Below are 14,544 nucleotides of genomic sequence, written 5' to 3'. Positions count from 1 at the left end.
AATCAAAGAGGAACGCATTTTGGAAACGGTCAGAAACCTCTTGGTCCGCTGACAGGTCAGACGCCAAACTAGCCAGAACGACAGGCAGTGTCAAACAGGATCAACCGGCTGCGAACTTGGGCAACAGCTCTGCCGGACGACCATCTGAACGATGGCTGCCCCCGGCCTGCTGATCCGGCAACTGTACAGTCAGATACAGTTGCCGAGGATCACTGACATTCCGCGACTGCAACCAGAAACTCAGGGTCATGAGTTCTCCGGTGGACCCAACCGACAGTATTCCGCACGGGACCGGTACCTGTTCCGGCACCTTTCTGCAATACTGACACGGTGCCAGGAACGACAGATATCCATTCGTCGACTCGTGACAATTTCGATTCATTCAAATCCAGTTACGCCTCCACCGGCAAAGACAGACGATGACCTCTACATCTCACGTACCGTGCCTGACAGCCGGAACATTTCACACGATCACGTCCGCGAAGACAGCGGATGTGTTCAATCCTTCTACCGGTGACGTGATTGCCCAGGTTCCTCTGTGTGACGCAGCAGAAACTGACAAAGTCGTCGCAGCCGCCAGCGGTGCTCAGACCGCCTGGGCCGCTACATCACCCGTCGAACGTGCCCGTGTCATGTTTCGACTCCGGCAGCTTATCGAACGTGACTTTGATGAACTGGCAACGGTCGTCACACGCGAGCACGGCAAGACTCTGGCAGAATCCCGGGCTGAAATTCAGCGTGGGCTGGAAATGGTGGAATTCGCCTGCGGGATCCCCAACATGCTGATGGGTGATACGCTCGCAAATATTGCAGGGACTGTAGATGCAGAAACCGTTCGTCATCCGGTTGGAGTCTGTGTCGGAATAACGCCCTACAATTTCCCGTTCATGGTGCCGATGTGGATGATTCCGGTTGCCATCACCTGTGGCAACGCCTTTGTACTGAAGCCGTCTGAAAAAGTTCCGCTGTCCGCCGTACGGATTGGTGAACTGCTGATGGAAGCCGGGCTGCCCGCCGGTGTGTTCAGTATCGTTCACGGAGACAAAAACTGCGTTGATCAATTGCTGAAACACCCGGACGTGGCAGCCGTTTCCTTTGTGGGATCAACATCAATTGCTCGTTCCATCTATGAAACAGGAACTCGCAGCGGCAAACGGGTACAGGCTGCCGGCGGTGCGAAGAACCATCTGATCATTATGCCGGACGCCGACCTGGATCAGTCCGTCAAAGCTGTCGCAGCCAGTGCCTATGGTTGTGCCGGGCAACGCTGTATGGCAGGCAGCATTGCGGTTGCTGTTGGTTCCGTTGCTGATTCACTGGTCAGTCAGCTTTGCGATCACGCCGACACTCTGCGCGTTGGCCCCACAGACGGGAATGAACAGGTGGACATGGGACCACTGATTCGCCGCGAACACCAGGAACGCGTTGCCGGTTATCTGGATATTGCAGAGGCAGAAGGAGCAGACGTGACTCTGGACGGCCGTCGCCATTCGGATTCGCAGGGGTTCCTGATCGGCCCGAGCGTAGTGGATCGTGTACAGCCGGAAATGCGGCTGGCTCGTGAAGAAATTTTTGGCCCCGTCCTGTCCGTTGTGCGTGCCGAGAATCTGGAGGCCGCTTTGGCGATCGGACGACAGTGCCCGTTCGGAAATGGTGCCTCAATTTTCACCCAGGACGGATATGCGGCCCGGGAATTCAAGCAGCACTTCAATGCCGGTATGATCGGCATCAACGTCAGCGTGCCGGCCCCGATGGCATGGTTTCCGTTCACCGGCTGGAATCAGTCGTTCTTTGGTGATCTGCACATCCAGGGAGCTGAAGGCGTACAGTTTTACACCCGGCAGAAAACAACATTAACCCGCTGGTTCCGTTCCGTTGATGAATCACATCAGGATCCGGTCTGGAAATCTCAGTAGCTGCGGCCCAGCTTGTCTGTGGCCTGGGTCAACCCGGGGCTTTGCTGCGGTTTGGTGTTGAGAACTATCCACACAGACCGGAGGATTCCGGTTCTGCAGATCCCACTTGATTTTTCCGGGTCCGTCCCGGACAGAGCCCTTCCATTTCAAACAGCAGGATTCAGCCGTGTTACTTCATCTGGAAGAGTCGGTAGCACTGGTCATTGGTGGTTCCAGCGGCATTGGCAAAGCCAGCGTGGATGCATTTCTGGAAGAAGGCGCGCGCGTGGTCATCTGGGACATCGCAGCAGCCAACAGTCAGCACAGTGGCGATGGTCGTTGTATTGAGTTTCAGGTCGATATTTCTGATTTGGCAGCCGTGGAACGTGTGACCAGCGAAACGGAGCTGGCCGTTGGTTCGATCGACCACCTTGTACACGCCGCCGCCATCGGTTCCGGTAAATACGGATTCCCCTACACCAATCTGAATCCACATGACTGGGCACGGATTCTGGACGTGAATGTCACCGGAATGGTGAATGTTGCTCATACGGTCGGTCCACACATGATACGGCACGGTGGCGGAACAATGGTTTTCGTGGCGTCAGTCGCCGGCCAGATTGGTTCACAGACTGATCCGCCTTACAGTGCCTCGAAAGCTGCGAATATTAATCTCGCTCAGATCATGGCCAAAGACCTGGCGGTTAACGGCATTCGAGTGAACACCGTTTGTCCAGGGATGGTAAAAACGCCGCTCAACCGTCTCGTTTGGCAGTCATGGAACGAACGTGAACCCGCTGACAGTAAGTTGACCTATGAGGAATGGGGTGATGAAAAGGTTCGAAAGCTGATTCCTCTGGAAACATGGCAGCGCCCGGAGGACATCGCTGACATGATCCTGTTTCTGTCTTCCGGACGGGCTGCTCAGGTTACCGGTCAGACGATCAACGTCGATGGCGGCTTTGTGATGCACTCATAGCGTGATCATGACCCGCTGTATGCCATCTGGTTTTCCGATTCACGGAATCGCTTAAAGACCATCCGGCCGTACTGAAAACTGTATGCCCGCCTGAGGTTTCAAATGACCGGGAGGCTCACAGTGCTGAACGGTCTCCGGCAGGCTGTGGTCAGTCAGTCGTGTCAATGGCCCCAGCATATCGTCCGGCATCGGACATCGGATCTCGACACATTCTTTGGTTACCGGATGGTGAAATCTGAGTTCAGCGGCATGCAGCATCAGCCGAACGGCGTTCGCATATCTCCGAAAAAAACGATTCTGCCGGCTGTCACCGTGGGACGTGTCACCAATCACCGGGTGATTGATCCCGTTCAGGTGTCGGCGAATCTGATGGAACCGACCGGTTCTGGGTAACACCCGAACAAGACTGCAGCGTGTTGTGGGAAACCGGTCCGACCTGAGCGGGACTTCGAACCGTCGCTCTGTCGTAAATTCAGTTATCGCCTCCAGGGGTTCACCACACGCTGCTTCCGGTTTGGTCAGGGGCCGATCAATGTGGCCGTCATACGGGGGATAGCCCCTGACGAGTGCCAGATAGGCTTTGTCCACTTTTCGGTCACGGAACAATTCCGATGCTGCCGACGCCGCCTGAGAACTGAGTCCCATTAACACAATACCGGATGCTGGACGGTCAACTCGGTGGACCGGAAACACAGGACGATGCAACTGATCGCGCACTGTCTGTACAACCACATCACGAACACGTCGGTCCATATTCGTACGGTGCACAAACATGCCTGCGGGTTTGGCAATCGCAACGTACTGATCATCACAATACAGAATTGGCAATCTGTCATTCAAAAAATCAATCCCTGGCCCGCCGGACGAGGTCGTTGTCCCGGACTGTTGATAGGCGACAACAGCTACTGCCTGAACTGTGCAAACTCGTAACGACCTGCAGTTTGATCCCTGACTTCAGACTCGACGTTGCCGGTTGAACTCTCTGCAGACAGCCAGGACTGTATCCGGAAGCATTCGCTCTCACTGCTCCGTGACAGGCAACGGTTCTTCCTGGCGAACCTGAGCGAACTTAATTCTGCTTAGCAGCGGCACGGTCGTACCTTCAGCTGTTACTCTTCCGGAACAGGCACTGATCGCGCTGATAACGTACCGGTAGTCCAGATTAAAATCGGGATCGAGTTCCACTTCCTGCGTTTCAGCACCGTCCTCAGCATCGGCCGGCCCCACATTCTGCAAAGCCAGAACGATCCTGTTGATTTCTTCATTCAGCGTACGAAACGCGTCAGGACCTCCACCCAGATCTCGATCCCCAAATCGCAGGCTCCGCAGGTCACCAGTCCCGGGATCCGCTTCCAGTCGCACTTTCAACGGCGGCAGTTCAGCATCCGTAACAGCTGCCTCTGCCGGTCGGCTCAGCGGCATGTTGATGTTGAAGTCACCTTCCGGCTCAATAATCTTCAGCGTGAACATGAAGAAAATCAAGAGTAGAAAGACGACGTCAATCATTGGCGTCATCTGCGACTCAATCTTGTCGGCAGTCGGATTTCGGTTACGGATTTTCATACGATGGGTCCGGGTCGATCAAAGGCGACCGAACGCAGGCTGATACATCAATCTGTTTTCCGGGTTGCTCTCAGAGCAAACCGCTGAAATCCTTCGGTGCTCTGCTGTGAGGCTCGGGCTTCCTGACATTTTTGGATCAATTCCTGCACCAGTCCCGTTGAAACATCTCCGTCAGAGCGGATTTCCACAGTGACTTCGGCCAGATCCACATCGAGTGCTTCGTAAAACTGAGCCTCCTGCCTCAGTCGAACCGCACAGTCCCCGACCTTCACCTGATCCGCTCCAAAGAACAAATAAGGATCCGGGTCTGTGATCCGGCCGGTTTCACTGTCCCGAAGAAATCCCAGGTTCAGTGTAAAAGAATTTTCTCGCTTTACTTCCGGAGGACGGGCCAGCTGATCCTTTGGCAATCGCACTCGTTCATCTGCCTGATTCTGTTCAAAATTCGTAATCACCATAAAAAACGCAATCAGCTGAAACACGATGTCGATCATCGGCGTCATGTTAATTTCAGGTACGTTAGATCCGAAGGATCGGATTTTCATGAGTACGACCGCAGATCAGGTATCGGAACGTTCCCAACGTCGTCTGTTACAACTGCGAATCTATTTTTGTTTCCTTTTTGACAGCCGTCAAAAAGGAAATCAGGTACCTCGCCGTCGTTAAGTAACAGATGCGACATCGCATTAATAATTTTTCTTTAGGAATCTATCGTCGTTCCCTTTTGCTTGCCGACCAGAGAAAAACGACTCATCAATCCCTCACTGACCATGCCAATTTCCAGCACGAGTCGCTGGATCCGATTGCGAAGAATGCTGTAAAAAATCATTGCCGGCACAGCAATCCCAAGACCAATCAATGTAGTAAACAGGGCCGTAGAAATTCCCTGAGCCAGATCCGCAGGCTTCGGAGTTGACGGACTGGTGGCAATTTTGTCGAAGCTGGCAATCATTCCCTGAACCGTACCCATCAGGCCCAACATGGGTGCCACGGTTCCAATCAGTGCCAGGTAACTCAGGCGATGTTCGAGGGCCATGTTCTCATCTTCGCCGGCTTCCTGCATTCCTTCCATCGCTTCCGGGTATCCTCGGCTCAGACGACCCATTCCGGCCGCCAGGACGCGCGCGACAAACGAGTCATCGTTACGAGCATGATCGTAGGCTCCCTGAAAATCTTTGGCATTCAGTTTACCTTCGAAGTCTTCAACGAATTCATTCGGCAACAGGACCTCACGACGAACCTGCATCAGATTCATCATGATCAAAGCCACCATCACAAATGACAGCCCGGAAAATACAAACATCCAGAACAGACCCAGCGCCTCGATCATCCATGTCAGAAAATTGCGGCTGGTCGCCGGCTGGTCATCGGTCTCCTGCACAGGAGCAGCGTCGTTCTGATCAGCAGGCGCCTGAGCAAAGACCACGGAGTTCAAGTCAGGCAGTGCCGTCACAAACAGCAGAACAACAAGCGGGACTGACAGGAATTTCCAGGCAAATCGCCTCGGGCGGGAGTTTTCAGACAAAGTCAGACTCAACATTCTCTTGTTACTCCACTGGCTGCAATCAGGTGAACCTCATCACAGACCAGTCACTGTTCAATGATACAGGTGATCGGGCTGAGTGAGGTTGTCCCGCACTCTAGTACACGATCGATTATCCGTCACCCGTAAACAAGGGCCGTTCGGGCAAGGCGATAAAACAGGAAATCAGCACTAATTGCTGACTTGCCGGACCCACGGACTCTGCGGGTACTGAGCCTGCAACCGCGATCGGGCATCATGACTCCGGTCCGGGTGGCCGGTATCTTCCCACAGTGCCCCAAGCCGATGCAGGGCTTCTGCATGTTCAACAGGCACATTGGAGTACAAAATATCGACGTGCAGGTACGCCATAAGGGCACCCTGCGGCTGATTGCTGAGTCGATAACAGTCACCCATATCGTTCCAGGCTTTCGCCAGAATCGGCTCCTCGTCCTCGGGAACTTCGGCAATGACTGCCTTGAGCGTCTCCAGTGCCTGTGGCCATCTGTTCTGTCTCTGAAAACACTCCGCACGCCCGATCCGGCTGTCGTAATGTAAAATCTGCAGTGTCGGGTTTTCCGCACTCTTCCCGGTCACCACATAAAAGATTTGCATAGCCTGATCCACTTGGTCTTCCTCAAGCAATGCATGTCCGAGGATCAAACCTGCCTGGACCTCAAAACCTTCAACACGGCAGTTGCGCAGTTGTTTCAGTAGTTTCCTGCCCTGAACCCGATCGAATTCAATCAGCAACTGTGCCTGCAGTAACCTGGCCTCCAGCGTTCGATAATTTTCGGCATGCTGTTGAGCAAATAACTGAAGCGACTCAAGCGCCACAGCAGTTTCCTCGGGATTCGATAACGCACGACGCGCGTGACAGCGGGCAGTCAAAAAATCAATTTCGATCGGAACCCGTCTGTCGCTGCCGGCATACTCTGCTTTGACTTCCTGTAATTGCCCGATGGCTGCTTTGTAGCTTCCATTTCGTTCGCTGCTTCGTGCTGTTTGCAGAGGAGGAGGTTCACGATGAAATCGAATGTCGTAAATATTGGCCGGTGATATCGTTTCGGACTGGTCGTTCGATCGTGTAATAACGATCTGGGTTTTCGAAAGCGTTTTGAATTCGCCCCGAATCGTCTCGCCATCGCTGATACGAGTCACCTGGTCGGCAGCAAACGTCGATGTTGTTGTGATTAAAATGCAAATCATCAGTGATCGCAGGATCAACGCGTGCGAACAGAACAAAGTCATGGCATACTCACAAAACGGGACGAAGGTACCACCCGAACGCTGCAGCGTTCGGGTGACAGCAACAACTGAGCTCTGGTGTTCACGTCTCATGTAACAAACAGTCGACTACTGATTCTCTGGTGGGGGAGAACGTTTCCGGACACGCGATCTGCGGGACTCGGCAGCTGTTTCGCCTGTCGTTAATTGACGCTTCTCAGCACTCTGCGGTCCGGATGGCTGAGATGGTGCCTTGCGCTGACCGGCAGCATTTGTACGCGGTGATGACGCTCGTTTTGCAATGTTCCGATTTTTCGTCGTGAGCAGGTCCGGATTCGGCGGGTTGCCGTATCGGGTCCGAATTTTCTTTTTCGGTTGTCGCATGATTATGAAACTGCCGGCTGCCACCACGACGGCCATCAGACTGATTCCCAGAATCAGGTAGAGCGAATCGGACAATTGGTCTTCATTGGGCGGGTTTCCGTCATTCGCCAATACCGGCACAGCATCCGTGTTGCCGGTGACCGTTGAATCATGGATGGCGGTCCGGGCGTCATTCTCTGTCGGACCTGCCACGTCGTAGGAACGGAACAGGGCCAGCCCTGGTCGTCCCATCGCTTTCCGGATTTCCTCGTACAGTCCCTGAAAACGGTCCCGCCATTCCTGGTCGAAGTCATTCATGGACTCAGCCATGGATGTTAACTCCCGGGCCGCCGCCTCAAGTTGCTGTTGACCGAGGTCCGGATTCGTTCGGACATATCTCAGGCGACTGTGTGAAAGCTCGTAACGAGCTTCCAGAAACAACGGTTTCAAATCAGTCCAGTTCTCCTGATGTCGTGATTTCTGCAGTCTTCGTGCGAGTGTTACCCAGCCCCAGATAATTTTGTCTTTCGGGGGGACCGGGGATCCCACAATCGATTCCAGCAGCCGTTCCGGTTCTCCGTGCTCTCCCCAGTCCGCCAGCACATGAGCAATTTCCAGCTGGACAGACACGGAAGCCGGATTCCCGGTAAGCACCTTGGTACCAAGCTCAACTGCGCGCTGATAGCTCTGTTGCCGGCGGTAGATACGAATGAGTCTCAGCGAGACGGCCGCAGCAGTCGGTTCGTCAATCGGAGACTGAAGCAGTTGCTGATATGTCTCAACAGCTCTGGCAAACGATTCTACAGATTGTTCAGTATCTTGGCTTTCCAGGGCCAGGTCAGCGTACGTATCACCAATCCACAGCAAAGCTCCAAATTCTGTTGAATCGCGAGATTCATAGACCTGGCCAAGAAACTCCTGAAACGAGGCACGCAACTGATCGTGTTGGTCGTTCTTTCCTGCATCCTGGAGTCTCTTCAGTTCTTTTTGCAATTCACGTCCGAGCTGAACAAAAACGGCTGTGGTGTTGGCGGAGTCAAGTGTCTGCAGTTTCCGCATGACCAGGACGGCGTCATCGATTTGCTGAGTTCCCACGTAGGCACGTAACAGCGTCCGGTAAAAAAGTCCGGCAAACGCCCGACTGTTGACCCCGCGCTCCGGGCGTTCCTCACCCGACTCTATCGCCCTCAGAACCGCAGGATCTCCCTGAGTCAGCCGTCGAACCGTTTCGGTGAATCTTCCGTCCTCGTTCATCAGACTGCTCAGAGACACCTCAGCACGTACGATGTCATCGCTGAGGCTGCTGCCGGTCAGGGCGTCGCGACTCAACTGAACGCCTTCGGTCAGCCGACTGACGGCTCTTTTTTTCCACAAGGACAGCGTCGCTGCATCAATTAGCGTCTGGCTGTGTCCTTTTGGACTGCTGCCGGCCCGGGCCCACGCCAGCCACCACGCCTGACCTGCTTCGATGCAGGCGGCCGCATACCCGGTATCGTCGGGGGACACCTGCTGAAAGACTTCTGCCGCCTGCTGCGGCTGTTCGAGTTCTAAATAAACGCGTCCCAGTCGCATCCGGGCATCTGTCGCATGTCGTGACCCCGGAAATCTGCGGAGGACCTCTTCACAGATTTCATGAACCAGTTTCAGCTCGAACATACGATCATCTTTGGGAGCTGATTCCCAAATTTGTACCGCTGCAGAGATTGCCATTTCGCTGGCATTGGCGGCCGTCTCATCGGCATCCTTAGTATGGCGGCGCATGACATGACGCGCCAGCACAAATGCGTCGTAGTTCTTTCTTTGCCGGAGAAATATGTAACTCAGCAGATATCGGGCCTGCGCCACAGCCGAGCGGTCGGAGTCAGGTTCCCGGAACTGAAGGGCGAGTTGAAACATTCTTCCGGCTTCAGCTTCAAGCAGTTCAAGCTGTTGAGCTGCCTGCGTTTGCTGCGGATCAGTTTCTACCAGTTGTAAGGCACTGCGGACTCCCTGCAGTTGTCCAATGATTTCCCGACCTCGGTCGAAGGCCGTTTCAAAGTTTTTCGGTTCACGGCGATCCTGTCCAAGTTCGTCGCGGAGCCGTCTTGCTGCTGCACGAGCCGGCTCCTGAACCGGACTCAGCACGGCACTTACTAAATCCAGATCCGCCAGAGTTTTTCTGAATCGCAGTTGGCGCTGCTCTTCGCTAAGTTCCTCGTTACGGGCCAGGGCTTCTGACGCTATTGTCTTTTCATACAGAATGCCCAGTCCCGCCTCTGTATTGCAGGCCGACTGATTCTGTTTAAGCCATCGCGTGGCTTCCGTGATCACGTTTTGGTATTCCCGTCTGGACTCATGATTCAGACAGATCAGGCGGTTGTACTGAGCCGCACGGCTGAGCGCCAGCATATACGTCTGCTGCGACGGTTGATTTCGCAATTCGTCAAAATAACCCAGTGCCTGATTGATATCACCCATCTGCAACCGACACCTGCCCATCATGAGCTTCGCCGACTGCCCAAGCCCTTCCCGGCTGAACGTGCGAATCTCTTCGCAGGCCGCCGCAGCACGTTTCAGCAGATCAAGTCGCTTTTCACTGTCAGGATCATATGTGAGTGCCTCTTCGTACAAACACTCGACAGAGTTGAGCCATGTCTGCTGGTAACGAAATTCAGTTCGTCGCCGCAACTGATAGCCGGCTTCATCTTCTTCCAGAGTCACGAACGTCAGGATTTCCAGCTGTGTTTTGGACAGATCGCGCGCCTGAACAAACGCCTTTTTTGCTCGTACCAGCAACCGGCGGCCGGAGTCCGTCCGTTCGGTGCGTTGAACAGAATCACCGGATGCATTGCGAGTCCAGAGTTTCTGACGGGCTCGGTCCATCAACAGACGCCCCATCTGTTCGCAGGTCCAGGCAGCCTGAGGATGTCCAGGGAACTCGTCCAGAAAGGATTCAAATGCGGCCAGAGCCCGACCGGAAAATTCATCTCGCTCATCAGCACGGCGGGAAGCTGCACTGCGGTCCAGCCAAATCGTGGCCCGTTCCAGCCGAAATGACGTTCGAAGACGATCGGATGTGTCCGGATCTGCAGCCAGCCTGTCAAGGTACTGCAGTGCCGTATCGAAATAACCACGGGCCCTGAGCCCCAGAAGAAACGCATCACGACCATCGGAAGCAGAACACGAACGCGTCGTAGTGCCGGTCATAACCAGCGACAGCGCTACGATAAGATACAGGTGGAATCGAATCATCTGATCAGCTGCTTCCACAGCTTCCGATTTTGATGCATTGACCGCACGATGTCGTCCGGAACCTTGCCATCTTCGAGCAGCGTCCAGCCGGTAAACGAAGGAGCGTCAACCAGTCTGAGCAGCGTGAACAGATCCTTCCACGGATACCGGTCACTTCTGAGGTCGTGAATATGAACTGTTGCTAAGCGGTCCTGCACGAGTTTGAAATTGTGCCGAAATCCGTCGCCGTTCATGTCGGCCGGATTACAGTTCCAGCAAATGCCAACAGACGGGTGATCGGCTATATCCATAATTGCCTTCATGACCGGCAGCTGGCTGGTACCGCGACCGTGAACTTCAACTCGTACCTGTTGATTCAGATCTTCCGCTATTTCGCCGACTTTGTTCAGCGACAGACCAATTTGTTCGATCGTTTTTTCAACAGGCACCTGTGCGGGAAGCTGATTCGGACGAACCTTGATACCCGTACTGCCGATGTCGTGGCTGAGCTTCAGAAACTCAGCTGTTTCAGCAATGTTCCGCTTAAGTTCCGACGGGTCAGTCGCGTGATATTCACAAGCACTGCCGAGTCCCATCAGTTCAACCGGACTATCAGCAAACCGGCGACGAACATCGGCACGATTCTGTTTGCTTAGACTGATCTCAACTCCGTGGCGATGGGTGCTGCGCAGCTCGACTCCCTGGAAACCTGTATTCTCGCAGTTCCTGACAACTGTTGACAGGTCCCAGTCTTTCCCCCAGTTGTAAGTCACAAGTCCCAGTCGGAGGGCAGCTTGAGGAACAACACGGCGGGCATCCGCTGCAACTGACCATCTGGCCGGCAACAGCATGGCAGCGGCAGCCAGAGTTTCACGTCGACTGAATCTGTTCATGAAGGGCTCACCCGGAAAAACTGCGCAAACGGATTATCATCTGCGTTTTATGCTCCTGTCCCGCGACTCCGCGGCATTGCAGGCTGATGACCGACTCTCCGGTATTGTCAACGGAAAACAGAGTCATGGCAATCGAACAGCAGGGAGTCGCAGAGTCTGTACTTCGCTGACAGATGTGCAGGCACAGATCTGAACGAGACCTCATTCCGACACGGGTTTTGAGATCTCCAGACCTGCGATGATACCTGACAGAGTAAAAGCCCGATCGGTTGCCGTCAGTTGAGCAGTCTTTGTCCATGACTCGACCTCAGCAGCATACCCGCCCCGGGCCAGCCAGACGCCTGCAGTCCACAAAGAGTTTTCGCGGCAGGTCGCATTCTGTATGGAAACTGCAGCTGTCAGAATTTTTAGATCCGCCTCGTTTGCTCTCGATTCTGTGATTCTGCGCTGCAAACACGCGCGCAGTCCTGGAAGATTCCGTGTGGACTCAAAGGGGGAGAAGAGTGTCTTGTTATACCCTTCCCGAGCGGACTGTTCGGTGGCAAGCCACGCGGACGCCAGCGGATATTCAGCCAGTGCATGAGTGCGCTGACCACGGACAACGCGAGGGGAGGTGATGTCTGTCAGCCCCGGCATATCGCCGCCGGCCCCCACGGCTTCTGCGGCAATCGCATGACACAGAGAATCAAGTGTCAGTTCATTTCTCAGCAACTCGCTTTGTTTCAGAGCCAGGTTCAGGCTTGTTCCACCGTCCAATTCCACGATTCCACATAACAGTTGAACCAAAAAAAGACGACGTGATTCAACCGCTGCGGCAAGACGGTCAAGCCCACTCCGATAATTGTTGAATTGAGGAGTAATGTTTGCCGATTCAGACGCCCCCAGAAAACTTCGAATTCGAGTGCGAACCAGATCCGCAGACCGATCCAGCTCTCCGGAAGCTTCTCTGACGGCCCATGTTGAAGGAAGAGCCGCATTCAGGCAGCCGGACAAACTGACTATCAGTTCAGTCGCAATTTCAGTCTGCCCTCTTAATACGGCGCTTCTTGCCAGTTCCATCAACGTACGGGCATTGCTGCGAACTGTCGAGACATTCGGTTTTCGAAATCGCAGCATTTCACCAACCGTCGGTAGTGCTCCTGCTTCAGTTTTACCGGACGGTTTGATTTCAGCAACTGCCGCCATCAAACGTTCGTCGGATAACTGTGCCAGTACTGCCTGAACCCGGTGCCGGCCCACCTGATCGCCTTGCGAGGCTTCGGCGACTGCCTCAATTACGCCGGCCGGAGCCTTTGTACGTATGGCCTGCCGTGCCGTTGCTGAAAGCAAATCGGTTCGGATATTTCGGTCATCCCACGATGTTGCCCAGGCAAGTGCGGGTGTCCACTGACCCTGAAATGTCAGTTCCAGTGCGATGGCTGTTGCAATCGGATCTGTCCAGATGATTGTACAAACCGGTGAATCTGAAAGCTGCCCGACCTCTGCCCCGGATATCATCATCGCTGACCAGACAGACCGATTGAGCTCATCGACCCGTCGACGGATCGAGTGATCAATTTTCAGCCGTTCGACAAGCTGCTGTGCTGATTCGTTCCGGTCGCGCTGAACCAGAACGGCTCCCCAGTGGATCGCAGCTTCTACGGCCAGCATTCCGGTTTTTGGAATCGTTGCAGCATCTGGTTCCAGCTTACTGAAGACCACATCCGCTGCGTTACGATCGTCTTGCCTGATGGCTGCCCAGTAGCTCCTGACCATCGGCTTGATTCTGTAGTACTCCCTGCGAAGATTTCGCTGGCGTGACACAACCCGCAACTGACTGAATTCTTTGCGGGCACGTTCGTCGTCACCAAGTCTCAGAAATGCATCCGCGGTCATGCGACGACACAGCGCCTTGTCTCGATTCACACTCATTTGCGCAGACCGAACCATTTGACCAGCCAGTCGCAGTGTCATTACCTGAGTGTCAGGTGTGTTATCGGTATCAGGCGAAGTATCAACATCAACACCAGTGACATCATCACCATCGACAACGGTAACGGGAGCAACGGGGAGATCAATAGGCCTGCTCAGATGATCTATGTCCGGTTCACGATCAAGATAGAACTTGAGTCCCATTCCGGACACCAGCAGGACACAGCCAAGAATGACGTATAAGACCGCGGAACTGCGGTTGTCGGCGGGACGAGTGAGTTGCTGTTCCTGCTGCGCAGCCTGATCACTGATTCGCGTCGGCAAGGTTTTCGATTTTGTTTTCCCCGGATCCGGAGCCGTAAATACCGGAACCAGGCATTTAGGATTGGAACATTTCAGCTGCCGACCGGCGGCCGTTCGCGGAACAAATCCCGGCGTATCGCACATGGGACAGATAACACGTACCGGCCGAGACTTTGTACGCCTCGATGAGCAGGCAACCGCTCGATGTGTCTGCGGGAGCTCAGCAATGTCAAACGGGTCGTCGTCCTGCACGTCATCCTGCTGCCTTTGATCCGGCTGTCGCTGTGAATTTTCGGCAGGCCGGTTTTCGTTTCTTAACGGAACCGGTTTGGGGACAGCGGTGGAACCGGAAGACCCGTCCATGGCGGCACCACAAAACGGACAAGAAACAGGCTCATCGTCGAGTACGGACTGACCGCAGGAAGGACATGTGGGCAGGTCCATAGTTTACCCTTTGAGTGCTGGCATAGATTCCCGCATCCTGGTGCGCGCTGCACATCAGTGCAAGGTTCAGAAACAGCGAAACAGCGGGCAAATATGGTTAATCTGCAGATATTCAACAGACGGCCGAACATTGTATGCATCCGGAAGATGCTTGCGATTCACAAAAAAAGGGAGAACGCGTGAGCGTTCTCCCTGTCTGTTGGCCGTTCATGCAAACCGGTATTGAACCACTAT

General features: G+C 54.3%; 12 protein-coding genes. 3 read left to right on the top strand and 9 right to left on the bottom strand.

Annotation, left to right across the window (positions count from 1 at the left end):
- Positions 1-100: 100 nt before the first annotated feature.
- Positions 101-250: a hypothetical protein gene (locus tag MK110_15435; protein ID MCH2212695.1), complete on the bottom strand. Its 150-nt coding sequence runs from the start codon at positions 248-250 to the stop codon at positions 101-103.
- Between the two features lie 169 nt (positions 251-419).
- On the opposite strand from MK110_15435, the gene MK110_15430 reads away from it, so the two are divergent.
- A complete protein-coding gene (locus MK110_15430; GenBank protein MCH2212694.1) occupies positions 420-1,916 on the top strand; it encodes a CoA-acylating methylmalonate-semialdehyde dehydrogenase in 1,497 nt (498 codons plus the stop codon).
- Positions 1,917-2,082: 166 nt separating this feature from the next.
- The gene (locus MK110_15425) at positions 2,083-2,874 is read left to right on the top strand and encodes an SDR family oxidoreductase (protein MCH2212693.1); all 792 of its coding nucleotides are present in this window, start codon (positions 2,083-2,085) and stop codon (positions 2,872-2,874) included.
- Positions 2,875-2,925: 51 nt separating this feature from the next.
- Here the strand turns inward: MK110_15425 and MK110_15420 are convergent, their stop codons facing one another.
- The 7 genes from MK110_15420 to MK110_15390 form a co-directional block, all read right to left on the bottom strand.
- On the bottom strand, positions 2,926-3,714 hold the full coding sequence (locus MK110_15420; GenBank protein MCH2212692.1) for a pseudouridine synthase: 789 nt from the start codon (positions 3,712-3,714) through the stop codon (positions 2,926-2,928).
- A 180-nt stretch (positions 3,715-3,894) separates the two neighbouring features.
- Positions 3,895-4,437, bottom strand: a complete 543-nt coding sequence (locus tag MK110_15415; protein ID MCH2212691.1) for a biopolymer transporter ExbD — start codon at positions 4,435-4,437, stop codon at positions 3,895-3,897.
- A 47-nt stretch (positions 4,438-4,484) separates the two neighbouring features.
- A complete protein-coding gene (locus MK110_15410) occupies positions 4,485-4,940 on the bottom strand; it encodes a biopolymer transporter ExbD (protein ID MCH2212690.1) in 456 nt (151 codons plus the stop codon).
- A 197-nt stretch (positions 4,941-5,137) separates the two neighbouring features.
- Entirely contained in the window at positions 5,138-5,977 is an 840-nt protein-coding gene (locus MK110_15405; GenBank protein ID MCH2212689.1) for a MotA/TolQ/ExbB proton channel family protein, read from the bottom strand.
- Positions 5,978-6,151: 174 nt separating this feature from the next.
- Positions 6,152-7,300, bottom strand: coding sequence for a tetratricopeptide repeat protein (locus MK110_15400; GenBank protein MCH2212688.1), 1,149 nt, complete (start codon positions 7,298-7,300; stop codon positions 6,152-6,154).
- A 15-nt stretch (positions 7,301-7,315) separates the two neighbouring features.
- Entirely contained in the window at positions 7,316-10,780 is a 3,465-nt protein-coding gene (locus tag MK110_15395) for a tetratricopeptide repeat protein (GenBank protein MCH2212687.1), read from the bottom strand.
- Entirely contained in the window at positions 10,777-11,652 is an 876-nt protein-coding gene (locus MK110_15390) for a sugar phosphate isomerase/epimerase (protein ID MCH2212686.1), read from the bottom strand. The genes MK110_15395 and MK110_15390 overlap by 4 nt, the downstream gene beginning before the upstream one ends.
- Here MK110_15390 and MK110_15385 point away from each other — a divergent pair.
- Positions 11,651-11,845, top strand: coding sequence for a hypothetical protein (locus MK110_15385; protein MCH2212685.1), 195 nt, complete (start codon positions 11,651-11,653; stop codon positions 11,843-11,845). The genes MK110_15390 and MK110_15385 overlap by 2 nt on opposite strands.
- 8 nt (positions 11,846-11,853) lie before the next feature.
- Here MK110_15385 and MK110_15380 read toward each other — a convergent pair whose 3' ends face one another.
- Complete coding sequence (locus MK110_15380) at positions 11,854-14,310, bottom strand: hypothetical protein (GenBank protein ID MCH2212684.1); 2,457 nt, start codon at positions 14,308-14,310, stop codon at positions 11,854-11,856.
- Positions 14,311-14,544 lie beyond the last annotated feature (234 nt).

Source organism: Fuerstiella sp., assembly GCA_022447225.1.
Taxonomy (GTDB): Bacteria; Planctomycetota; Planctomycetia; order Planctomycetales; family Planctomycetaceae; genus S139-18.
The sequence above is the reverse complement of the archived record's forward strand: the minus strand, read 5'-3'. Positions and strand labels throughout refer to the sequence as shown.